Genomic DNA, 22,303 nt, shown 5'->3' with positions numbered 1-22,303 from the left:
TCCGTTGGCCCGACAGGATAACCCTTGCGCCGGACTTTCGGAGGCCTGAACGGGATCAAAGATGTATGACGGCCAGATCGAGCCGACCGTAATCCCCCTCGCCGTGTTCGCTGCGGGGCGGTACATGGTGGGTTTTCATGATCTGGTCGCCCTGCAGGGTTTCCAGATGAATGTCGAAGCCCCATAACCGGTGCAGATGTTTGAGTACCTCGTCGGTGGAGTCGCCCAGCGGTTTTCGGTCGTGCTGCTGGTGACGCAGGGTCAGAGAACGGTCACCGCGCCGGTCGATGCTGTAGATCTGCACGTTCGGTTCACGGTTGCCCAGGTTGTACTGTGCGGCCAGGGTCTCACGGATGATCCGGTAGCCGCCCTCGTCATGGATGGCAGGCACCAATAGATCATCTTTCTGGTCGTCGTCGAGGATGCTGAACAGTTTCAGGTCACGGATCACCTTCGGCGACAGGTACTGCAGGATGAAACTCTCATCCTTGAAGCTGCTCATGGCGAACTTGATGGTCGACAGCCAGTCGGTGCCGGCGATTTCCGGGAACCAGCGACGGTCTTCTTCTGTCGGTTCTTCGCACATGCGACGGATGTCGCGGTACATGGCAAAGCCCAGTGCGTAAGGGTTGATGCCGTTGTAGTAGGGGCTGTCGAAACCCGGCTGGAACACCACGCTGGTGTGAGACGTCAGGAACTCCATCATGAAACCGTCGGTGACCAGACCCTCGTCGTAAAGGTCGTTCATCAGCGTGTAGTGCCAGAACGTTGCCCAGCCTTCATTCATCACCTGAGTCTGGCGCTGTGGATAGAAATACTGGGCGATCTTGCGCACGATGCGCACGATCTCCCGCTGCCACGGCTCCAGCAGCGGTGCGTGTTTCTCGATGAAATACAGGATGTTTTCCTGGGGTTCGGCCGGGAACCGTGCATTGTCCTTGTCGCTGAATTTGTCCGCGCCTTTGGGGATGGTGCGCCACAGATCGTTAATCTGCTTCTGCAGGTGTTCTTCGCGATCCTTCTGCCGGCGCCGCTCTTCCTCGGCGGAAATCGGATACGGGCGTTTGTAGCGGTCGACGCCGTAGTTCATCAATGCATGGCAGGAGTCGAGCAGGTCCTCGACCGCGTCGATGCCGTGGCGCTCCTCGCACTGCATGATGTACTGCTTGGCGAACACCAGGTAGTCGATGATCGAGCTGGCGTCGGTCCAGGTGCGGAACAGGTAGTTGCCCTTGAAGAAGCTGTTGTGGCCATAGCAGGCATGGGCCACCACCAGGGCCTGCATGCAGATGGTGTTCTCTTCCATCAGATACGCGATGCACGGGTCGGAGTTGATCACGATCTCGTAGGCCAGTCCCATCTGCCCGCGACTGTAGGATTTCTCGGTGCTGAGGAAGTGTTTGCCGTAGGACCAGTGGTGATAGCCCAGCGGCATGCCGACCGAGGCGTAGGCGTCCATCATCTGTTCGGCGGTGATCACTTCAATCTGGTTGGGATAGGTGTCCAGGGCGTACCCGGCCGCGATCCGGGCAATTTCGCGGTCGTAGGTCTGGATCAGCTCGAATGTCCATTCGGAGCCGGTGGAAATGGGTTGGCGCTTCTGCTCTTTGGCGGTCATGTCACTAACCTGCGCTGGAAGAGTTCACGGAAGACCGGATAGATATCTCCGGCCGAGACCAGCTGCTGCTGGGCAAAAGTGTCGGAAAAGGCTTCGGCGATGCGTTCGTACTCGTACCACAGGGCCTGATGTTCGCGCGGGGTGATCTCTACGTAAGTGTAGTACTGCACGAACGGCATGATCTGGTTGATCAGGATGTCGCGGCAGATCGGCGAATCGTCGTTCCAATTGTCGCCGTCGGAGGCCTGGGCGGCGTAGATGTTCCATTCGTTGCTCGGGTAACGCTCGGCCATGATCTCCTGCATCAGTTTCAGTGCGCTGGAAACGATAGTGCCGCCGGTTTCGCGGGAATAGAAAAACTCTTCCTCGTCCACTTCCCGGGCGCTGGTGTGGTGGCGAATGAACACGACATCGATCTTGTCGTAGTTCCGCTTCAGGAACAGGTACAGCAGGATGAAAAAGCGTTTGGCGATGTCCTTGGTCGCCTGGGTCATGGAGCCGGAAACGTCCATCAGGCAGAACATCACGGCCTTGGAACTGGGGTTCGGCTGCTTGATCAGCAGGTTGTACTTGAGGTCGAAGGTGTCGAGGAAGGGCACGCGATGAATGCGCGCACTGAGTTTCTCGATTTCCGCTTCCAGGTTCTGAATGTCGCCGAAATTATCCGGTTCTTCGCGTTTCAGGCGTGCCAGTTCTTCCTTGGCCTCGCGCAGCTTGGCGCGGCTGCTGCCGGACAGCGCGATTCGCCGGGCATGGGCCGAGCGCAGGGTACGGATGATGTTGATCCGGGACGGGTTGCCCTCGTTACTGATCCCGGCGCGAACTGTCTTGAAGGTATCGGTACCGGTCAGGTTGCGTTTGACCAGGTTCGGCAGTTCGAGGTCCTCGAACATGAACTCGAGGAATTCTTCCTGGGTGATCTGGAAGACGAATTCGTCCATGCCTTCGCCGGAGTTTCCGGCCTTGCCCGGCCCACGGCCTCCGCCACCTCCCGGCGGGCGGGCGATGTGTTCGCCGGCGGTGAATTCCTTGTTGCCGGGATGAACCACGGTCTGCTTGCCGCCGCGACCATGATGAAGCACCGGCTCGTCGATGTCGCGACCGGGAATGCTGATCTGCTCGCCGTGCTCCATGTCGGTGATGGAGCGCCGGCTGACCGCCTCTTCGACAGCCTTCTTGATGTGGTCACGGTAACGCCGCAGGAAGCGCTGACGGTTCACCGTGCTCTTGTTCTTGCCATTGAGACGTCGGTCGATCACATAGCTCATGACTGCTCCTTAGAAGCTGTCCTGCAAAGGGCGAGCGGTCATGCAGCGTTTAACCGAATGCCTGGGGACGCAAACGCTCCCCCAAGCGCTTTGGGTGCTGCCTGAACCTCGCTACCGCCTTTCGAACACCTTCCAGAGGCCTGTGTAGCAGAAAATGCGCACACAGGCCTCGGGCTGACGACAACCGGTCTGACCGGCCGCGGTTTACTGTGATTTTCTGACCCGCAGATACCACTCGGAGAGCAGTCGTACCTGTTTGTCGGTGTAGCCGCGTTCGACCATTCGTGTAACGAAGTCGTTGTGTTTCTGTTGATCCTCTTTGCTGGCCTTGGCATTGAAGCTGATGACCGGCAGCAGGTCCTCGGTGTTCGAGAACATTTTCTTCTCGATGACCACCCGCAGTTTTTCGTAGCTGAGCCAGGTCGGGTTCTTGCCGTTGTTGTTGGCCCGGGCGCGCAACACGAAGTTGACGATTTCGTTGCGGAAATCCTTCGGATTGCTGATGCCGGCCGGTTTCTCGATCTTTTCCAGTTCCTCGTTGAGGGCGACGCGGTTGAGGATCTCGCCGGTTTCCGGATCGCGATACTCCTGATCCTGAATCCAGAAGTCCGCGTATAGCACGTAGCGGTCGAAGATGTTCTGGCCGTACTCGCTGTAGGACTCGAGGTAAGCGGTCTGGATCTCCTTGCCGATGAATTCGATATAACGCGGCGCCAGGTACTCCTTCAGATAACGCAGGTAACGTTCGCGGGTCTCGGCCTGGAACTGTTCCTGCTCGATCTGCTGTTCCAGCACGTAGAGCAGGTGCACCGGGTTGGCGGCGATTTCGTGCGGATCGAAGTTGAAGACCTTGGACAGGATCTTGAACGCAAACCGGGTCGACAGGCCGTTCATGCCTTCGTCGACGCCCGCCGCATCGCGGTATTCCTGGATCGACTTGGCCTTCGGATCAGTGTCCTTGAGGTTTTCGCCGTCATACACGCGCATCTTGGAATAGATGTTGGAGTTTTCCGGCTCCTTCAGGCGTGACAGAACGGTGAACTGCGCCAGCATCTTCAGGGTGTCCGGCGCGCAATGGGCCTTGGCCAGGGAGCTGTTGAACAGCAGCTTGTCGTAGATCTTCACTTCGTCGCTGACCCGTAGGCAGTACGGCACTTTGACGATGTAGATCCGGTCGATGAAGGCTTCGTTGTTCTTGTTGTTGCGGAAGGTGTGCCACTCCGATTCGTTGGAGTGGGCCAGCAGAATCCCGGTGAACGGAATTGCCCCCAGACCTTCGGTACTGTTGTAGTTGCCTTCCTGAGTGGCGGTCAGCAAAGGGTGCAGCACCTTGATCGGTGCCTTGAACATTTCGACAAATTCCATCAGGCCCTGGTTGGCCCGGCACAGCGCACCGGAATAGCTGTAGGCATCGGCGTCGTTCTGCGGGAATTCTTCCAGCTTGCGGATATCGACCTTGCCTACCAGCGCGGAGATGTCCTGGTTGTTCTCGTCGCCCGGTTCGGTCTTGGCCACGGCGATCTGGTTGAGGATCGACGGGTACAGCTTGACCACGCGGAACTGGCTGATGTCGCCACCGAATTCGGCCAGGCGTTTGGTGGCCCATGGCGACATGATGGTGTTCAGGTAGCGCCGGGGAATGCCGAAGTCCTCTTCGAGGATCGCGCCATCTTCGGTGGCGTTGAACAGACCCAGTGGCGATTCGAATACCGGTGAGCCCTTGATGGCATAGAAGGGCACTTTTTCCATGAGCTGTTTCAGCTTCTCGGCCAGGGACGATTTACCGCCACCGACGGGGCCGAGCAAGTAGAGGATCTGTTTCTTCTCCTCAAGACCCTGGGCGGCATGGCGGAAATACGACACGATCTGGTCGATGCATTCTTCCATCCCGTGGAAGTCTTCAAAGGCCGGATAGCGGCGGATCACCTTGTTGGAAAAGATTCGCGACAGCCTCGAATTGGTCGAAGTGTCGAGCAGCTCCGGTTCGCCGATAGCCATCAACAGACGCTCGGCGGCGGAAACGTAGGCGCTGCGATCCTTTTTGCACAGTTCCAGGTATTCCTGCAGCGAGAATTCTTCCTGGCGTGTGGACTCGAAGCGTTGTTGGAAGTGGCTAAAGATACTCATGACGTCACCTCGCTCGATACGTGGAGCCGACGCCGGATCACTCAGTCGATGCTGGCAAGCAGCCGCGATGGCAGCTGTTGTTTACCCCCCAGAACCCTTCCGCGATCGACAACCGCGAAAGTCACTCCCGATGACCCGTGCGCCGGTGTACCGGCTCTCCCCTGTTTTGGATGGCCTGGGCTTAAGGATAGTTGGGAATTCGGGAGGTAAAGGCGAGATACGTAATTAGTTGTGGCAGACCGTTCGTCTGCCACCGCGCGAGCCCACGGGAGCCGGGGCTTGCACGTTACAAAAAAATTATTCGGAGGTGCCTTGCGCGGTTTCCGAAGGAAAAGTCGTACGCCACAGCTCGAAGCCGCCGTCCATGCTGTAGACGTCGGAAAAGCCCTGGCTGACGAGATACGCCGCGGCACCCTGGCTCGAATTGCCGTGGTAGCAGACCACGACGGTCGGGGCATCGAGGTCGGCGCCCTGGATGAAGGCGTGCAGGGAATGATTGTCCAGATGCTTCGAGCCGCTGATGTGCAGCGCCGCGAATGTGGCTGGGTCACGGACGTCGACGACCACGGCACCTTGCTCGCGCAGGGCCTGGGCCTGTTCCGGGGGGATTCGTTTGAATTCGCTCATGGCGGGTTCCTGTGGCTCGGCTGAAAACGCAGTCTAACGCGGGGCGCTGACTGGCGAGGATTCGGTGATCGGTGGTGCGACGGGAGGCAGGACACCGCCGTGTTCGTCGCATTTGCACGACAGCCGTTCAAAGCTGTCGACGTTCATCAGGGTCAGGCTGCCGCCCCACACGCATCCGGTGTCGAGGGCCGAAATGCCGGGCTCGTGGACATCTCCCTCAAGCGCCGCCCAGTGGCCGAAAATGATCCGCAGGCCACGGGTCTTGCGTTCCTTGTGCTGGAACCACGGTTTGTAGCCCGGTGGCGCCGTGTCCAGACCTTCCTTGCTCTTGAGGTCGAGCTTGCCTTCGGCGGTGCAGAAGCGCATGCGCGTGAAGTAGTTGGTGATGACCCGCAGGCGGGCCACACCTTTTAGGTCGCTGTCCCACTTCGCCGGTTCGTTGCCGTACATGCCGTCGAGGAAGGCCGGGAGCAGGTTGTCGTCGCGCAGGGCGGTCTCGACTTCTTCGGCGTACTTCAAGGCCTTGCGCAGCGACCATTGCGGCGGGATGCCCGCGTGGGTCATTGCGACTTCACGTTGCTCGTCGTAGTGCATGAGTTTCTGCTGGCGCAGCCACTCCATCAGTTCGGCGCAGTCCGGTGCTTCGAGAATCTCGCGCAGGGTGTCGGACTTTTTCATGCGCTCGATGTTTTTCGCCGCCGCCAGCAGGTGCAGATCGTGATTGCCGAGGACGCAGACCAGCGACTCACGCATGCCATAGAGGAAACGCAGGGTTTCCAGCGATTGCGGGCCACGGTTGACCAGATCGCCTACCAGCCACAACCGATCCACTGCCGGGTCGAACGCGACCTGCCTGAGCAGGCACTTGAGCGGTTCGAGGCAGCCTTGCAGGTCGCCGACGGCATACGTCGCCATTAGTGCAGGGCTCCGGGAACGGCGAGGCGGAAGGGTTTGATGATTGCATCGAAATGCTTGCCGTCACTGGCGACCATTTCATAGCTGCCCTGCATGGTGCCGACCTTGGTGGTCATGACCGTGCCGCTGCTGTAGGTGTGGCTTTGCCCCGCATCGATCAAGGGCTGCTGGCCGACCACGCCGGCACCGCGCACTTCTTCGACATGCCCGTCGCCATCGGTGATCACCCAATGCCGGGACATCAGTCGGGCCGGTTGTTCGCCATTGTTCTGCACAGTGATGGTGTAGGCGAAGGCGAAGCGGTCGTGCTCGGGTTGCGATTGGTCTGCCAGGTAGTGAGTAACGACACTGACATCGACCTGATAACGAGGATCAGACATGCAAAAGGCCTTAAGGACAAAGCGGGACGCGGGGGGTAGCCGATGGATTGAGTCTAGGCAAGTATCGGGCAGGAGACCAGAGCGGTGTCCTGCCCGAGCGCGATGATTGCCTGTCAGTCGGCTGCAGGTGTTTTCGCGGGCTGTTCGGCAAGCTTGTCGGCCAGGCGCACGAATGCGGCCAGATCGAGCTGCTCGGGCCGCAGGCTGCCATCGACGCCGGCGGCCTCGATCTCAGCGTTGCTCAGCAATTGCTTGAGGGTATTGCGCAGGGTCTTGCGGCGCTGGTTGAAGGCTTCGCGCACCACGCGCTCCAGCAGGCGATGATCCTTGGCCGGGTGCGGCAGTACCGCGTGCGGTACAAGGCGCACGATGGCCGAGTCTACCTTCGGCGGCGGGTTGAAAGCGCCCGGGCCGACGTTGAACAGATGTTCGACCCGGCAGTGGTACTGAACCATGATCGACAGACGGCCCCAGTCGCCGCCACCCGGGCCGGCGGCCAGACGCTCCACGACTTCCTTCTGCAACATGAAGTGCATGTCGCGAATGATGCCGGCGTTGTTCAGCAGGTGGAAAATCAGCGGCGTGGAAATGTTGTACGGCAGGTTGCCGACCACGCGCAGGCTGTTCGGCGCAGCATTCAGGGTGTTGAAGTCGAACTTCAACGCATCGCCCTGATGCAGGTTGAAATTGCTCTTGCCGGCGAACTGCTGGTTGAGGATCGGGATCAGGTCCTTGTCCAGTTCGACCACGTCCAGCTGTGCGCCGGAATTGAGAATGCCGGCGGTAAGCGCGCCCTGGCCCGGGCCGATTTCCAGCATCCGGTCACCGGACTTGGCACTGATGGAGCGCAGGATGCGGTCGATGACGCCAGCATCGTGCAGGAAGTTCTGGCCAAAGCGTTTGCGCGCCTTGTGTTGGTATTGCTCGGTCATAAACGGGTCTCGGCCATCTGGTAGGCGGTTTCCAGGGCGACCTGCAGGCTGCCGGTGTCGATCTTGCCGCTGCCGGCCAGATCCAGGGCGGTGCCATGGTCGACGGAGGTGCGGATGATCGGCAGGCCCAGGGTCACGTTGACCGCAGCGCCGAAGCCTTTGTACTTGAGCACGGGCAGGCCCTGGTCGTGGTACATCGCCAGCACTGCGTCGCAGTGCTCCAGATATTTGGGGGTAAACAGAGTGTCGGCAGGCAGCGGGCCACGAAGGTCCATGCCCTCGCCGCGCAGGCGCTCTAATGTTGGTTCGATGATGTCGATTTCTTCATGGCCCAGGTGTCCGCCTTCACCGGCGTGCGGGTTGAGCCCGCAGACCAGGATGCGCGGTCGGGCGATGCCGAATTTGTCTTGCAGGTCGGCGTGCAGGATCCGCGTGACCCGTTCCAGTCGCTCCGGCGTGATCGCATCGGCGATGTCGCGCAAGGGCAGGTGAGTGGTGACCAGCGCCACGCGCAAACCGCGGGTGGCGAGCATCATCACCACCTGGGCGGTGTGGGTCAGGTCGGCGAGGAATTCGGTGTGTCCGGAAAAGGCGATGCCGGATTCGTTGATCACGCCCTTGTGCACCGGGGCGGTGATCATCCCGGCGAAATCGCCGTTCAGGCAGCCATTGCCGGCGCGGGTCAGGGTTTCAAGGACGAATGCGGCGTTGGCCTTGTCCAGCTGCCCGGCGACCACGGGGGCGCTGAGCGGGGTGTCCCAGACAAAAAGGCTGTTGGCCGGCGCCGGAACGTCCGGCCAGTGACCGGGCGAAACGGGCAGCAGACTGACGGCCAGCCCCAGCTGCGCGGCCCGCTCTTGGAGCAGGTCGCGGCTGGTGATGGCAATCAGGGGATGTGGCTGGGCTTGCGAGGCGAGCAGCAGGCACAGGTCGGGACCGATGCCGGCTGGTTCGCCGGGTGTCAGCGCGAAACGCTTGGGTTTCACTGCGCTGCCTGGTCTGCACCAGGGAGTTTGATCTCTACGTACGCTTCGTCACGGATCTGACGCAGCCAGGTCTGCAGCTCTTCGTCGTATTTGCGGTTGCGCAGTACGGTCATTGCCTGCTGCTCACGGGCCTGTTCGGTGCTGTCGGTGGCGCGACGGCCAAGGACTTCCAGAACGTGCCAGCCGTACTGGGTCTGGAACGGCTTGGACAGCTGACCCTGCGGGGACTTGGCCATCACGGCGCGGAATTCCGGTACCAGTGCGTTCGGGTCGATCCAGTTCAGGTCACCGCCGTTAAGGGCGGAACCCGGGTCTTCCGAGTATTTTTTCGCCAGTTCGGCGAAATCTTCGCCAGCTTCGATGCGGTTATACAGCGATTGAACCAGTTCCTTTGTCTTGGCTTCGTCGCGGACCGGACTTGGCTTGACCAGGATGTGGCGCACATGCACTTCGTCACGCATCTGGCTTTCGCCGCCGCGTTTTTCCAGCAGCTTCAGGATGATGAAGCCACCCGGAGTGCGCGCAGGCTGAGTGATGTCGCCTGGCGACATGGCGCTCAGTTCACGATCGAACGGTGGTGGCAGTTGAGCGGCTTTACGCCAGCCCATGTCGCCGCCTTCCAGGGCGTTGTCGCTGCCGGATCTGGCAACGGCCAGTTGACCGAAATCAGCGCCCTGCTTGAGTTGCTGGTAAACCTCCATCGCCTGGCGTGCGGCGCTCTGAATCGCTTCAGAGTTGGCGCTTTCCGGGGTCGGAATCAGGATGTTGGCCAGGTGCAGCTCTTCCGACAGTTGCATCTTGCCCAGGTCGGAGGCGAGGAAGTTCTTCACTTCCTGCTCCGATACCTGAATGCGTTCTGCAACTCGGCGCTGACGCACACGGCTGATGATCATTTCCTTGCGGATCTGGTCACGGGCGCCTTCGTAGCTCAGGCCGTCGCGAGCCAGTGCCGCGCGGAACTGGTCGACAGTCATGTTGTTGCGCTGGGCAATGGTGCCGACAGCCTGGTTCAGCTCTTCATCGGTGATGCGGATGCCTGAACGTTCGCCGATCTGCAGCTGCAGGTTTTCGACGATCAGGCGCTCGAGCACCTGCTGATCGAGCACGCCCGGAGGCGGCAAGCCGCCACCGCGCTTGGCGATGGTTTGCTGAACTTCGTGGACGCGTTGATCCAGCTGGCTCTGCATGACCACGTCGTTGTCGACGATGGCCACAACCTTATCGATGGACTGTACTGCGGCGTTCGCCGCAGTACCCAGGAACAGCGCGCCCAGCATCAGCGGGCGCAGACAATCAGAAAGCTTGGTCTTCACGTTGACGATAACCTTGGATGCCTTTGTCGAGGAAGCTCTCAGTCTTGGCGCCGGTGAGGCCGCCGAGTCCCTTCAGAACAATTTGGAGGAAGAGGCCGTGGTCGCCTTTTTCGTTTTCCGGGGCGTTCTGACTGAATTCGTCATAGCTGACCCAGTAGCGGTTGATCAGGCGCAGTTTCCAGCAGCAGTTGTCATATTCGAAACCACCGAAGGCTTCCAGCGTGCGGTTGCGGTTGTAGTCGTACTGCCAGCGGCTGATGGCGCTCCATTGTGGAACGATCGGCCAAATGACCGAGAAGTCATGCTGCTGGATCTTGTAGTAGTCCTTCACATAACCAGGCTGGCCCGGGGTGCCGTAGTCACCACCGCCCACCGACCATTTACCGGTGTTCTGGTCGTAACGAACCTGGTCGTTGCGATAGCGATAACCGACGTTGACCACCTTGTTCGGGTTGTCTTCAGGCTGGTAGTGGAACATCGCGCTGCCGGAACGAGGGCTGCGGCTGTCCGGATCCCAGTTGTAGTCGGCAGTGGTGCGCCAGTCGCGGTTCCAGCGGTATTCGTATTCCAGCGCGTATGGCGAGACATTGGAATGCGCATCGTCGCGGGTTTTGGCATCGATCCCTGGCAGTTGGACTTCGCGATCCTTGAAGTACAAGGCCTGGCCAACACTGATGCGTTGACGTTCGAAGCCATCTTCTTCGATCCAGCGGCTGGTCACGCCCAACGAAAGCTTGTTCTCGTCGCCGACACGGTCGGAACCGGAGAAGCGGTTGTCACGGAACAGCGAGGCATAGTTGAAGGTGTATTCGCTGGTGTCGAACACTGGAATATCAGACTGGTCTTTCTCGGGTACATAAAGATAGAACAGACGTGGTTCCAGAGTCTGACGGTAGTTCTTGCCGAAGTAGGACGTGTCGCGGTCGAAGTACAGTCCGCTGTCGATGCTTGCAATCGGTACGCCACGGTTCTGGTTGCTGCTGAACTTGCCGTAGAGATTCTGGTTTTCCGGCGACATTGCAGCAATCTGAGACTTGCCGGTGCCGTCCAGATCCAACTGGTACTGAGTGTACTGGTATTTGAGCGATGGCTTGAGGAAGCCATAGGTCCAGTTCATCGGCAGGCTGACGCCAGGCTTCAGATTCAGTCGGTCACCGTTGGCGCGGGCCAGGCCCTGGATGTTGTTGTCCAGACGCGGCTCGACAGTGCCGTCTTCGTTCGTGAAGTTGCCGTTTTTCAGGTCGCGATCAAACCGAACGATCTCGGTCTCGTAATCGAAATCCAGGCCTTCCGGGTGATACGGCAGCTGTCCGTTGAAGGTGATCTGCGGCAGACGGTCGTATGGCGTGATGTTCGACACGGTTGCCAGCTGATACGCCTGAGCGTTCAGGCGAGCCGTGTAGCTGTCGCCGCGATAGGTGACGGAACCCTGCTGATTCACGTAGTCCTGGCTCTTCACACCGATCTGGTCGGTGGTCAGGTCCTGGAAGTAATACGGATCGCTGATCTTGGTGTAGTCAACCTGGGTGAACACGCGGGAGTCCAGGCCACCCTTGTGTTGCCAGTTGTACATGTAGCGATTTTTTTCGTAATCGCTCTGCTTGCTGCGATCGGTGTCTTCGTCGTTGAGGTACGCGGCACCGAACTGACCTTCGCTGGACTTGGTCAGGTAACGGAATTCGCCTTCCATCAACAGGCCGCGCTTGCTCATGTAGCGCGGATACAACGTGGCATCGTAGTTTGGTGCCAGGTTGAAGTAGTACGGGGTGACCAGCATGAAGCCGGTGTCGCTGCCGGTGCCGATGGTCGGCGGCAGGAAACCCGACTGACGACGGTCGTCGATCGGGAAATAGATGTACGGCGTGTACAGGATCGGAATGTCCTTGACCCGCAGTGTCACGTTGGTCGCGGTACCGAAGCCGGTGGCAGGGTTCAGGGTGATGTTGTTGCCCTTGAGCTGCCAGGCGTTGCTGTTCGGTTCGCACGTGGTGTACGTGCCGTCCTTCAGGCGGATGATCGCGTTTTCGGCGCGCTTGGCGTACAGCGCGTTACCGCGGATGCGCGATTTGTGCATCACGTATTCGGCGTTGTCGACTTTCGCTTCACCGGTGTCGAGCTGCACATCGGCGTGGTCGCCGACGATCAGCGCGCCGTTGTCGCGGATGCGCACGTCGCCCTTGAGTTCGGCGCGGCTCTCGGCCTGGTAGAGGCTCGCTTCCTGGGATTCGACCTGCATGCTGCCCTGACGCAGGACCACGTCACCGGCCAGCGTGCCGACCTGATCTTCGGTGTTGTAGCGCGACGCTTTCGCGCCGATGAAGGTCGGGGCGTCACTTTTATTCGTCTTGTCATTCATGCCAGGACGAATTGGTTCGATATAGGAACCAGAGCAGTAAGGACCTGTCTCGGCCAGTTGGGCGGCGGTGAGCTTCTCGCGCGGAACCCAGTCGAGGTGACTGTAGTCTTCGCTACGGGATTTCAGGCCGCGGCCCTTGGACTCGGTGACCAGCACGGGTTTGGAACCGGAGTCCGAAGCGCTGCCGTTCTCGGCCGGGGCTTCGCCGGCAGCGCTGACGGCACTGCCGTCATGCACCGGACGCGGTGGCAATGCAGCCGTCGGCGTCTTCGGCGAACAGGCCCAGCCGCCCGTAGCCGAGACCGCGCAGTCATACTGCTCGGCGGCGACAACGAATGAACTGGCCAGAGGTTGCATAGCCAGCAGACTGCCGGTTACCAACAACGGAAATTTTTTACGAAACGCGGGGGATTTCAATGCCATCTTATTAGTCCGGGCTTCCTGCGTGCCATCTGCCCGCGGTGTGGGCCGCACGCCTCTCGATGGTCTGAAAAAGATGCTGGATAATAAAGCATGACCCGCTTGACGGCTAGCGCCGTCGGAGACCCTTGCAATGCCTGACCAAGATGTACGCTTGCAACACCTGAAAGTTTGGCTCGATGAACAGTTGGCGACCCTTTTTGCCGAGCAGGGCTGGGGTGCCGTACCCCCGGCCACGTTGATCGCGGCCAGCAGCGACGCGAGTTTCCGCCGTTATTTCCGTTGGGAAGGCGCCGGTCGCAGTTTCGTCGTGATGGACGCACCACCACCCCAGGAAAACTGCAAACCGTTCGTGGATATCGCCTTTTTGCTGGCGAAATCCGGTATCAACGTGCCGAAAATTTATGCAGAAGACCTCGATCGCGGATTTCTTTTGCTCAATGACCTGGGCAACAAGACCTATCTCGACGTGATCAATGGCGAAAATGCCGACGCATTGTTCAGCGATGCCTTGCAGGCGCTGTTGGCTTTTCAGCAGTTGCCGATGGTGGCACCGCTGCCGAGCTATGACGTTGCGCTGCTGCGCCGTGAGCTGGAACTGTTCCCCGAGTGGTACGTGAAGCGCGAGCTGGGCATCGAATTCGACGCGACTCAGCAGCAACAATGGCAGCAGGTCAGCGATCTGCTGATCGACAGCGCGCTGGCCCAGCCCAAAGTGCTGGTGCACCGCGACTACATGCCGCGCAACCTGATGCTCAGTGAACCGAACCCTGGCGTGCTGGATTTCCAGGACGCGGTGTACGGCCCGGTGACCTACGATGTGACCTGCCTGTTCAAGGATGCCTTCCTCAGCTGGCCTGAAGAGCGTGTGCGCGGCTGGCTGGAAAACTACTGGCAGCAGGCGACAGCGCTCAACATCCCCGTGCAGCCGGATTTCGAAGACTTCCTGCGTGCCAGCGACCTGATGGGTGTGCAGCGTCACTTGAAGGTCATCGGGATCTTCGCCCGCATCTGTCACCGTGATGGCAAGCCTCGATACCTGGCCGACGTGCCGCGTTTCTTCGCTTATATAGAAACGGTGATCGCCCGCCGTCCGGAGTTGGCGCAACTGCAGGCGCTGCTGGTCAGCCTGCGTGCCGGAGTGACGGCATGAAGGCAATGATTCTGGCGGCCGGCAAAGGCGAGCGCATGCGCCCGCTGACCCTGACCACCCCCAAACCGCTGGTGCGTGCCGCTGGCGTGCCATTGATCGAGTATCACCTGCGCGCCCTCGCGGCGGCGGGTTTCAGCGAAATCGTGATCAACCATGCCTGGCTCGGCCAGCAGATCGAAGATTACCTGGGTGACGGCTCGCAATTCGGCCTGAGCATCCGTTACTCGCCCGAGGGCGAGCCACTGGAAACCGGTGGGGGGATCTTTCGCGCCTTGCCGCTGCTCGGCGACGAAGCGTTCCTGGTGGTCAACGGCGATATCTGGACCGATTATGACTTCAGCATGCTGCACCAGCCGATCAGCGGACTGGCGCATCTGGTGCTGGTGGACAATCCGGCGCACCACCCGACCGGCGACTTCAGCCTGGTCGGTGATCAGGTACAGGACGGCCAACCGCAAGCGCCGACCCTGACCTACAGCGGCATCGCCGTGCTGCACCCGCAATTGTTCGATGGCTGCGCGGACGGCGCCTTCAAACTGGCACCGTTGCTGCGCAAGGCCATGGCGGACGGGCAGGTCAGCGGTGAGCGACTGAAAGGTCAGTGGGTTGATGTCGGTACGCACGAGCGTCTGGCTGAAGCCGAAACCTTGATAGAAGCGAGTCGCTGATATGTTGTGGCCAGGGACTCTGATTGGAGCCGGAGCGGGTTTTGCTATCGCCAGCATTCCGGGGGCCATGCTTGGGGCTTTGTTGGGGCAGGCGCTGGATCGGCGCCTGCATTTGCAGAGCTGGGGACATTTGCGGGAAAAACTCGGCGGCCAGCCGATGCTGCGCAACGACGAGTTGTTGTTCGTCCTGCTCGGGCGTCTGGCCAAGAGCGACGGGCGGGTCACCGACGGCCATATCCAGCAGGCGCGTCAGGAGATGCGCGCGCTGGACATGAGCGAGCCGGCGCAGCGTCGGGCCATTGCCGCGTTCAATCGCGGCAAGTCCGGTGGGGATCGCCTGCGCGGTTATCTGCGGCGTCTGAGTGCTCAACCCCATGCTGCCGAAGGCGTGTTGCGTGCTTGCTGGCGGATGGTCTGGGCCGACGGCCGGGCCGGCAGCAGCGAGCGAGAACTGCTGGCGCAGTGGGGCAAGTGGCTGGGCTGGACGACTCACCAGATTCAGGCGCTGGCGGCGGATTACGAACCGCACAAGCGCCCGATCGTCAGCGCGGCGGTGAGTTATCAGGACGCGATGCGCCTGCTCGGCGTGTCGGCGACCAGCGAACCGGCACAGATCAAACGCGCCTACCGTCGCCTGCTCAGTCGTCATCATCCGGACAAGGTGGCCGGGGCGGGGGCGACGGCGGCCCAGGTGCTCGAGGCGACTGAAAAGACCCGTGAATTGCACAATGCCTACACATTGATTCGCGAGCGGCGGGATTTCCGCTAGATGAAAAAAAGATCGCAGCCCAGGCTGCGATCTTTTTTTGTGTGGTCGGTCAGTCCGGGTTTTGCGGGTTCAGCCAGCCGCGCACCCGGCGGAACAATTGCTCCTGCTCGGCCTTGTTGTCGGGCAGCGCCTTGAGCGCGACCTGGCTGAACGACGACGTCTTCAAGCGCTTGCTGGCCTGCAAACGCTCCAGCGCGGCGTTGCGATCCAGCGGCTTGTCCATATAGAAGATATCGGCCGTCGGCAGTTTCAACAGTGGTGTCAGCTCTGCCAGTTCAGGCTTGGCCTTGGGCGGCACTTGCGCGGCGACCATCAGCAGTTTTTCCACTTGCGCGGTCTGCTTTTCGTTGAGGAACCGTGCGGCCCAATAGGCGCCAGTGCCGTGACCGAGGACCACGATGCTGTGTGCGCCTTGCTGTTCGGCGTAGGCAATCGCCGCGTCGATGCGGGCGAAGATTCGCTCGGCGTCGGCCTTGGATTGTTCTTCAGTGGTCTCGGCAACGACCTTGTCAGCCACGTCCGCTTCACCACCGGCGGCTTGCTCGATCGGTTGGGCGGTGGTCGAATCCTTGCTGCCGGCATCGGCGGTTTTCGGCGTTGCCGGTGCTTCGACCACGCGTGGTGCGATGGCATCGCTTTGCAGGTCGGGCAGGGTGATACTCAGGCTGTTCCACTCGACGTCCGGCAGTTTACGCCGCAGCGGGCCGATCACCTGGGGCCAGTCAGCGGTTTCGCCGGCACCGGGGATGAGGATTACCACGCCTTTGGGGTCGGCGGTGTTGGCCGGTTTCCACAGGGCGAGGAAGGTATCGCTGCCGGCCTGCAACTGTTGTTGTTCCTGGGCCGGGACTTTGCGTTCGAGTGCCGAGGCCTCTTCCTGACTACGCTCAAGCAGTGGCTGGCGTTCGACCGGTTTTTCTTCGGCGGGTTTTTCCGCGGCAGGGGCGGGTGCCGGATCGGCGGCTTCGACGGAAAAGGCACAAGGCAGGATCAGCGACAGGCACAATGCTGGCATTGCCAGGCGAGAGACAGGGGGCATCGGTTATTCCAGGCCAGAAAGTATCCCGGCAGCCTAATGGGTTGGTCAGAATTTGTCAGTGTATGGGATTTCAATGATGCGTTTTTACTGCCTGTGGGTTATCGGCTGTCTGGCGTTTCCCTTGATGGGCTGGGCCGCGCCTGCCCCGCCGAGTCATGCTGCGCAGCTGTCGGCGAGCCAGCATCAGTGGCTGGCCGGGCACAATGAACTGCGTGTCGGCCTGATTCTGCAGGCACCGTACGCGCAATACGACCGGCGTCTGCAGCGGCTGTCCGGGGCCAATGTCGAGGTGATGAAGTGGATGGCCAAGGCCCTCGACATCGAACTCAGCTGGCGCAACTTCCCCGATCTGGAACAACTCGAAGCCGCCGCACGGGAGGGCGAAATCGATATCGCCCCGGGCCTAACCCAGACACCCGGCTCACTGCGCCTCTGGCAGTTCTCCGATCCCTACATGCGCGTGCCGCAACTGGTGGTCAGTGATCAGAAAGTCAGCAGTTCGGTCGAACTGGAAAAACTCGACAGCCAGGCCCGGGTTGCCGTGCGCATGCCCAGCGTCACCGCTGATTATCTGCGCGGCAACTATCCCCATCTGAATCTGCAGGGCGTGCCGCTGGAGCGTCAGGCCTTGCAGTTGCTGTTGAGTCAGCAAGCGTCTTACGCGGTGGTGGACGAAGCGCAATTGGGGCGGCTGTCGACCGAGCCGGAGTTTGCCGGGCTGGTGGTGGTCGGTGACATCGGTCTGCCGCAACTGCTGCGAGTCGCCACCCGTCGCGACTGGCCGGAACTGGCCGGGATCGTCGAAAGCGCCTTGCGGGCGATCCCGGCGAAAGATCTGGAGCGCCTGCACACGCAATGGCTGCAACCCAAATACCCACGGCTTTCGGAATCGCCGGGGTTCTGGCAGAACCTGAGCCTGCTGTTCGCCGTGTTGCTGCTCAGTTGCGCGGCGATTGTTTTTTGGCAGCGGCGTCAGCAACGCAGTCTCGAACAACGCCTGCTGGCCGCCCGGGAAGACATCGCCCTGCGCGCGGCCAGCGAAGAAGCCTTGCGCCTGACCCAGTTTTCCATCGACCAGAGCACCGTCGGCATTCTCTGGGTCAACTGGGACAGCCACGTGCGTTACGCCAACCGAGCGGCGGAACACATGCTCGGTTATCCACAGGGCGCACTGATCGAGCGCCCGTTGATCGACTTCGAACCCGGCCTGCACATGGATCGCTGGCTCAATTTGTGGAAGCGCGCCCGGGCCAGCGAAGAAGGGCCCCTCAGTTTCGAGACGAGCTGCATGCGGGCCGATGGCAGTGTGTTGCCGGCGGATGTGTCGCTGAGTTTTCTGCGCTTTCGCGACAGTGAGTATCTGGTGGTCTACCTCACCGACGTGACCGAACGCCGGCGGGCCCTGGCCGCGTTGCAGGAAAGCGAAGCGCGCCTGCAAGGCATCGCGGCCAACGTGCCGGGGCTGGTGTTCCGCCTGGAGCGGGCGCCGGTGACCGGGCAGATCGACTTTGCCTACATCAGTGAGGGCAGCGAGAGTCTGGTGGGCTACGCACCGGCCGCCATCGCCCATCGCGACATGGGTTTACGCAGCCTGGTGCATCCGGACGACAAGGCCGGTTATCACCAGACTCAGGACCATGCGCTGGACACCGACAGCGACTGGTCGTGGCAGGGGCGGATCCTGACGCGCCAGGGCGAGCAGCGTTGGGCCGAGATCAAGGCCATCACCCGGCAACTGGAGGATGGCGCCTACGTCTGGGACGGCATCGTCTGGGATATCACCGAAAGCAAGCGCATCGAACTGGAGCTGGCGGCATCGCGGGAGCAGTTGCGCGAACTGTCGGCGCACCTCGAAAGCGTGCGGGAAGAGGAGAAGGCGCGCATTGCCCGTGAAGTTCACGACGAACTGGGGCAGATGCTGACGGTGCTGAAACTGGAGACATCGATGTGCGAACTGGCCTACGCGCAACTCGACCCGGGTCTGAACGAGCGCCTGAACAGCATGAAACGCCTGATCGCCCAGTTGTTCCAGTTGGTGCGCGACGTAGCGACGGCATTGCGCCCGCCGATTCTCGATGCCGGGATTGCCTCGGCGATCGAATGGCAGGCCCGGCGATTCGAGGCGCGCACGCAGATTCCGTGTCTGGTGCAGGTGCCGGACAATCTGCCGCCGCTGAGCGACGCCAAGGCCATCGGCCTGTTCCGCATCCTCCAGGAGGCGCTGACCAACGTCATGCGCCATGCCCAGGCGCATACTGTGGAACTGACGCTGGCGCTGAACGGCGCCGATTTGTGTCTGACGGTCAGCGATGATGGCGTAGGATTTGTCGCCGCTGCGGGCAGGCCGACATCCTTTGGACTGGTGGGCATGCGCGAGCGGGTGTTGATCATGGGCGGGCAATTGTCACTCGACAGCGCGCCGGGCGAGGGCACCACACTGAGCGTGCGGGTGCCTCTGGATGAGGAGAAGTAAGTGATCCGTGTACTGGTAGCCGAAGACCACACCATCGTTCGCGAAGGCATCAAGCAATTGATCGGCCTGGCCAAGGATCTGCAAGTGGTGGGGGAGGCGAGCAATGGCGAACAGTTGCTCGAGACCCTGCGCAATGTGCCGTGCGAGGTGGTGCTGCTGGATATTTCCATGCCCGGGGTCAACGGGCTGGAAGCGATTCCACGCATCCGCGCACTGAACAATCCGCCGGCGATTCTGGTGCTGTCGATGCACGACGAAGCGCAGATGGCCGCCCGGGCGCTGAAGGTCGGCGCCGCCGGGTATGCGACCAAGGACAGCGATCCGGCGCTGCTGCTGACGGCAATCCGCAAGGTCGCGGCGGGTGGACGCTACATCGATCCGGAACTGGCCGACCGGATGGTCTTCGAAGTCGGCCTGACCGATACACGGCCACTGCATTCGTTGCTGTCGGAGCGCGAGTTCTCGGTGTTCGAACGCCTGGCCCAGGGCGCCAACGTCAATGACATCGCCCAGCAACTGGCCTTGAGCAGCAAGACCATCAGCACCCACAAGGCGCGGCTGATGCAGAAACTCAACATCACTTCACTTGCCGAACTGGTGAAGTACGCGATGGAACACAAACTTCTCTGAACCACACCTCTATCCACTGTGGGAGCGAGCTTGCTCGCGAAGAGGCCGTGTCAGACAGAAAAGATGGCGACTGACACACCGCTTTCGCGAGCAAGCTCGCTCCCACAGGTTTCTTCATCGATCCTGCGATATTGGGCATATCCATAAGCGACACGCGCTTTTGCTTGTTCTTGCGGCTTGCAGCTCAACACTCGCAACTGCTCTATCTATTAGCGCCATCCTTGTAGGGCAATCCCTACCCCCGGCCTTCCATCCGGCTGAGGCGATTCTCTCCTGCGCCCCGATTTGCGTGACTGCAAGCAGCCACTAGGCTTAATCCCACAGCAGTCATCAATAACAAAGGTGTGGGTATGAGCCAGGTCGAATCAAACGCAGGGGCCAGCGATGTGCTGGTCAGCTTTCGTGGAGTGCAGAAGAGCTACGACGGCGAGAACCTGATCGTCAAAGACCTCAACCTGGACATCCGCAAGGGCGAGTTCCTGACCCTGCTCGGGCCGTCCGGCTCCGGCAAGACCACCAGCCTGATGATGCTCGCCGGTTTCGAAACGCCGACCGCCGGCGAAATCCTCCTGGCCGGGCGCGCGATCAACAACGTGCCGCCGCACAAGCGCGACATCGGCATGGTGTTCCAGAACTACGCGCTGTTCCCGCACATGACCGTCGCCGAGAACCTGGCATTCCCGCTGACCGTGCGTGGCCTGAACAAGAGCGACGTCAGCGACAAGGTCAAGAAAGTCCTTAGCATGGTCCAGCTCGATGCCTTCGCTTCGCGCTATCCGGCGCAGTTGTCCGGCGGCCAGCAGCAACGTGTGGCGCTGGCCCGTGCGCTGGTGTTCGAGCCGCAACTGGTGCTGATGGACGAACCCCTCGGCGCCCTCGACAAACAGCTGCGCGAACACATGCAGATGGAAATCAAACACCTGCACCAGCGTCTTGGCGTGACCGTGGTCTACGTGACCCACGACCAGGGCGAAGCCCTGACCATGTCCGACCGCGTTGCCGTGTTCCATCAGGGCGAGATCCAGCAGATCGCGCCGCCGCGCACCCTCTACGAAGAACCGAAGAACACCTTCGTCGCCAACTTCATCGGCGAGAACAACCGCCTCAACGGTCGCCTGCTCAGCCAGAGCGGCGAGCGCTGCGTGGTCGAGCTGGGTCGTGGGGAAAAGGTCGAGGCGCTGGCGGTCAACATCGGCCAGACCGGTGAACCCGTCACCCTGTCGATCCGGCCGGAGCGCGTCAGCCTCAACGGTTCGAGCGACCAATGCGTCAACCGCTTCTCCGGGCGGGTGGCCGAATTCATCTATCTGGGCGACCACGTCCGGGTGCGCCTGGAAGTCTGCGGCAAGACCGACTTCTTCGTGAAACAACCGATTGCCGAGCTCGATCCAGCGCTCGCGGTCGGCGACGTGGTTCCGCTTGGCTGGCAGGTCGAGCACGTTCGTGCACTCGACCCACTTTTAGAGGCGCACTAAAACGCCCCGCAATACCAACACCAACCCTGCACGTGGAGAGAACAATAAATGTTGAGATCCCTGAAGTTCACAGCCCTGACCCTGGGCCTGATGGGTGCGGCAAGCGCAATGGCTGCCGGCCCGGATCTGACCGTGGTGTCGTTTGGCGGGGCGAACAAGGCGGCGCAAGTCAAAGCCTTCTACGCACCGTGGGAAGCGGCGGGCAACGGCAAGATCGTCGCCGGCGAGTACAACGGTGAGATGGCCAAGGTCAAAGCCATGGTCGATACCAAGAGCGTTTCCTGGGATCTGGTGGAGGTTGAATCGCCGGAGCTGTCCCGTGGCTGCGACGAAGACATGTTCGAGCAGCTCGATCCTGCGCTGTTCGGCAAGACCGAAGACTACGTCAAAGGCGCGATCCAGCCTTGCGGCGTGGGCTTCTTCGTATGGTCGACCGTACTGGCCTACAACGCCGACAAGCTGAAAACCGCACCGACCAGCTGGGCGGATTTCTGGGACACCAAGAAATTTCCGGGCAAGCGCGGCCTGCGCAAAGGCGCCAAGTACACACTCGAATTCGCACTGATGGCCGACGGCGTTGCGCCGAAAGACGTCTACAAGGAACTGGCCAGCAAGAACGGCCAGGACCGCGCATTCAAGAAACTGGATGAGCTGAAACCGAACATCCAGTGGTGGGAAGCCGGCGCCCAGCCGCCGCAGTACCTCGCCTCCGGTGACGTGGTCATGAGCTCGGCCTACAACGGTCGTATCGCTGCCGTGCAGAAAGAATCCAACCTGAAAGTGGTGTGGAACGGCGGCATCTACGACTTCGACGCCTGGGCCATCCCGAAAGGCCTGGACAAGGCACGTGCCGAAGCGGCGAAGAAATTCATCGCGTTCTCGGTGCAGCCGCAGCAGCAGAAGACCTACTCGGAAAACATCGCCTACGGTCCGGCCAACTCTCAGGCCGTGCCGTTGCTGGACAAGGCGATTCTGAAAGACATGCCGACCACCCCGGAAAACATCGCCAATCAGGTGCAGATCGACGTCAGCTTCTGGGCTGACAACGGTGAGCAACTGGAGCAGCGTTTCAACGCCTGGGCTGCGAAGTAAGTAGAGGGCTCGCCCTCCTGTGGGAGCGAGCCTGCTCGCGATTGCGGTGTGTCAGTCGGCAT

18 protein-coding genes are annotated in these 22,303 nt (G+C 60.9%); 7 read left to right on the top strand and 11 right to left on the bottom strand.

Annotated elements, in window-relative coordinates; all coding sequences use genetic code 11:
- Nucleotides 1–55 precede the first annotated feature (55 nt).
- The 10 genes from CAG02_RS04765 to CAG02_RS04720 all read right to left on the bottom strand — a co-directional run bounded on the left by CAG02_RS04765 (nt 56) and on the right by CAG02_RS04720 (nt 12,945).
- Nucleotides 56–1,618, bottom strand: coding sequence for a SpoVR family protein (locus CAG02_RS04765; RefSeq protein ID WP_085709215.1), 1,563 nt, complete (start codon nt 1,616–1,618; stop codon nt 56–58).
- A complete protein-coding gene (locus tag CAG02_RS04760) occupies nt 1,615–2,886 on the bottom strand; it encodes a YeaH/YhbH family protein (RefSeq protein WP_085709216.1) in 1,272 nt (423 codons plus the stop codon). The genes CAG02_RS04765 and CAG02_RS04760 overlap by 4 nt, the downstream gene beginning before the upstream one ends.
- 204 nt (nt 2,887–3,090) lie before the next feature.
- On the bottom strand, nt 3,091–5,013 hold the full coding sequence (locus CAG02_RS04755; RefSeq protein ID WP_011336211.1) for a PrkA family serine protein kinase: 1,923 nt from the start codon (nt 5,011–5,013) through the stop codon (nt 3,091–3,093).
- 297 nt (nt 5,014–5,310) lie between these two features.
- Nucleotides 5,311–5,640, bottom strand: a complete 330-nt coding sequence (gene glpE, locus CAG02_RS04750; protein ID WP_007959911.1) for a thiosulfate sulfurtransferase GlpE — start codon at nt 5,638–5,640, stop codon at nt 5,311–5,313.
- A 33-nt stretch (nt 5,641–5,673) separates the two neighbouring features.
- Nucleotides 5,674–6,555 (bottom strand): symmetrical bis(5'-nucleosyl)-tetraphosphatase, encoded by an 882-nt coding sequence (locus tag CAG02_RS04745; protein ID WP_085709217.1) that lies wholly within the window; start codon nt 6,553–6,555, stop codon nt 5,674–5,676.
- Nucleotides 6,555–6,935: a Co2+/Mg2+ efflux protein ApaG gene (apaG, locus tag CAG02_RS04740; RefSeq protein ID WP_085709218.1), complete on the bottom strand. Its 381-nt coding sequence runs from the start codon at nt 6,933–6,935 to the stop codon at nt 6,555–6,557. Before apaG ends, CAG02_RS04745 begins: the two co-directional genes overlap by 1 nt.
- A 113-nt stretch (nt 6,936–7,048) precedes the next feature.
- Nucleotides 7,049–7,867, bottom strand: coding sequence for a 16S rRNA (adenine(1518)-N(6)/adenine(1519)-N(6))-dimethyltransferase RsmA (rsmA, locus tag CAG02_RS04735; RefSeq protein WP_085709219.1), 819 nt, complete (start codon nt 7,865–7,867; stop codon nt 7,049–7,051).
- Nucleotides 7,864–8,853 carry a 4-hydroxythreonine-4-phosphate dehydrogenase PdxA gene (gene pdxA / locus CAG02_RS04730; RefSeq protein ID WP_085709220.1) on the bottom strand — a complete coding sequence of 330 codons (990 nt, stop codon included), beginning with the start codon at nt 8,851–8,853 and terminating at the stop codon, nt 7,864–7,866. Before pdxA ends, rsmA begins: the two co-directional genes overlap by 4 nt.
- Nucleotides 8,850–10,166: a peptidylprolyl isomerase SurA gene (gene surA / locus CAG02_RS04725; protein WP_139831842.1), complete on the bottom strand. Its 1,317-nt coding sequence runs from the start codon at nt 10,164–10,166 to the stop codon at nt 8,850–8,852. The genes pdxA and surA overlap by 4 nt, the downstream gene beginning before the upstream one ends.
- On the bottom strand, nt 10,147–12,945 hold the full coding sequence (locus CAG02_RS04720) for an LPS-assembly protein LptD (RefSeq protein WP_085709221.1): 2,799 nt from the start codon (nt 12,943–12,945) through the stop codon (nt 10,147–10,149). The genes surA and CAG02_RS04720 overlap by 20 nt, the downstream gene beginning before the upstream one ends.
- A 130-nt stretch (nt 12,946–13,075) precedes the next feature.
- On the opposite strand from CAG02_RS04720, the gene CAG02_RS04715 reads away from it, so the two are divergent.
- Genes CAG02_RS04715 through CAG02_RS04705 form a run of 3 tightly spaced genes read left to right on the top strand, consistent with a single transcriptional unit; the run spans nt 13,076 to nt 15,532 of the window.
- The gene (locus CAG02_RS04715; protein WP_085709222.1) at nt 13,076–14,095 is read left to right on the top strand and encodes an aminoglycoside phosphotransferase family protein; all 1,020 of its coding nucleotides are present in this window, start codon (nt 13,076–13,078) and stop codon (nt 14,093–14,095) included.
- On the top strand, nt 14,092–14,763 hold the full coding sequence (murU, locus tag CAG02_RS04710) for an N-acetylmuramate alpha-1-phosphate uridylyltransferase MurU (RefSeq protein WP_085709223.1): 672 nt from the start codon (nt 14,092–14,094) through the stop codon (nt 14,761–14,763). Before CAG02_RS04715 ends, murU begins: the two co-directional genes overlap by 4 nt.
- A 1-nt stretch (nt 14,764) precedes the next feature.
- Nucleotides 14,765–15,532, top strand: a complete 768-nt coding sequence (locus CAG02_RS04705; protein WP_085709224.1) for a TerB family tellurite resistance protein — start codon at nt 14,765–14,767, stop codon at nt 15,530–15,532.
- 49 nt (nt 15,533–15,581) lie between these two features.
- Here CAG02_RS04705 and CAG02_RS04700 read toward each other — a convergent pair whose 3' ends face one another.
- Nucleotides 15,582–16,571 carry an alpha/beta hydrolase family protein gene (locus CAG02_RS04700; RefSeq protein WP_085709225.1) on the bottom strand — a complete coding sequence of 330 codons (990 nt, stop codon included), beginning with the start codon at nt 16,569–16,571 and terminating at the stop codon, nt 15,582–15,584.
- Nucleotides 16,572–16,644: 73 nt separating this feature from the next.
- Here CAG02_RS04700 and CAG02_RS04695 point away from each other — a divergent pair, with 73 nt between their 5' ends.
- The 4 genes from CAG02_RS04695 (at nt 16,645) to CAG02_RS04680 (ending at nt 22,241) form a co-directional block, all read left to right on the top strand.
- Complete coding sequence (locus tag CAG02_RS04695) at nt 16,645–19,044, top strand: PAS domain S-box protein (RefSeq protein ID WP_085709226.1); 2,400 nt, start codon at nt 16,645–16,647, stop codon at nt 19,042–19,044.
- A complete protein-coding gene (locus CAG02_RS04690) occupies nt 19,045–19,674 on the top strand; it encodes a response regulator transcription factor (protein ID WP_085709227.1) in 630 nt (209 codons plus the stop codon).
- Nucleotides 19,675–20,024: 350 nt separating this feature from the next.
- Entirely contained in the window at nt 20,025–21,149 is a 1,125-nt protein-coding gene (locus CAG02_RS04685) for an ABC transporter ATP-binding protein (protein ID WP_085667439.1), read from the top strand.
- A gap of 48 nt (nt 21,150–21,197) precedes the next feature.
- Entirely contained in the window at nt 21,198–22,241 is a 1,044-nt protein-coding gene (locus CAG02_RS04680; protein ID WP_085709228.1) for an ABC transporter substrate-binding protein, read from the top strand.
- Nucleotides 22,242–22,303: the final 62 nt, after the last annotated feature.

The organism is Pseudomonas sp. R43(2017), assembly GCF_002112345.1.
GTDB lineage: Bacteria > Pseudomonadota > Gammaproteobacteria > Pseudomonadales > Pseudomonadaceae > Aquipseudomonas > Aquipseudomonas kribbensis.
This window is presented reverse-complemented; position numbering and strand designations above follow the sequence as displayed.

Coding starts and splice junctions, on each gene's coding strand:
- CAG02_RS04755 (WP_011336211.1), bottom strand. CDS start 5,013: ATGAGTATCTTTAGCCACTTCCAACAACGCTTCGAGTCCACACGCCAG.
- CAG02_RS04715 (WP_085709222.1), top strand. CDS start 13,076: ATGCCTGACCAAGATGTACGCTTGCAACACCTGAAAGTTTGGCTCGAT.
- CAG02_RS04695 (WP_085709226.1), top strand. CDS start 16,645: ATGATGCGTTTTTACTGCCTGTGGGTTATCGGCTGTCTGGCGTTTCCC.
- CAG02_RS04745 (WP_085709217.1), bottom strand. CDS start 6,555: ATGGCGACGTATGCCGTCGGCGACCTGCAAGGCTGCCTCGAACCGCTC.
- CAG02_RS04765 (WP_085709215.1), bottom strand. CDS start 1,618: ATGACCGCCAAAGAGCAGAAGCGCCAACCCATTTCCACCGGCTCCGAA.
- CAG02_RS04720 (WP_085709221.1), bottom strand. CDS start 12,945: ATGGCATTGAAATCCCCCGCGTTTCGTAAAAAATTTCCGTTGTTGGTA.
- murU (WP_085709223.1), top strand. CDS start 14,092: ATGAAGGCAATGATTCTGGCGGCCGGCAAAGGCGAGCGCATGCGCCCG.
- glpE (WP_007959911.1), bottom strand. CDS start 5,640: ATGAGCGAATTCAAACGAATCCCCCCGGAACAGGCCCAGGCCCTGCGC.
- CAG02_RS04680 (WP_085709228.1), top strand. CDS start 21,198: ATGTTGAGATCCCTGAAGTTCACAGCCCTGACCCTGGGCCTGATGGGT.
- CAG02_RS04705 (WP_085709224.1), top strand. CDS start 14,765: ATGTTGTGGCCAGGGACTCTGATTGGAGCCGGAGCGGGTTTTGCTATC.
- CAG02_RS04685 (WP_085667439.1), top strand. CDS start 20,025: ATGAGCCAGGTCGAATCAAACGCAGGGGCCAGCGATGTGCTGGTCAGC.
- rsmA (WP_085709219.1), bottom strand. CDS start 7,867: ATGACCGAGCAATACCAACACAAGGCGCGCAAACGCTTTGGCCAGAAC.
- apaG (WP_085709218.1), bottom strand. CDS start 6,935: ATGTCTGATCCTCGTTATCAGGTCGATGTCAGTGTCGTTACTCACTAC.
- CAG02_RS04760 (WP_085709216.1), bottom strand. CDS start 2,886: ATGAGCTATGTGATCGACCGACGTCTCAATGGCAAGAACAAGAGCACG.
- CAG02_RS04700 (WP_085709225.1), bottom strand. CDS start 16,571: ATGCCCCCTGTCTCTCGCCTGGCAATGCCAGCATTGTGCCTGTCGCTG.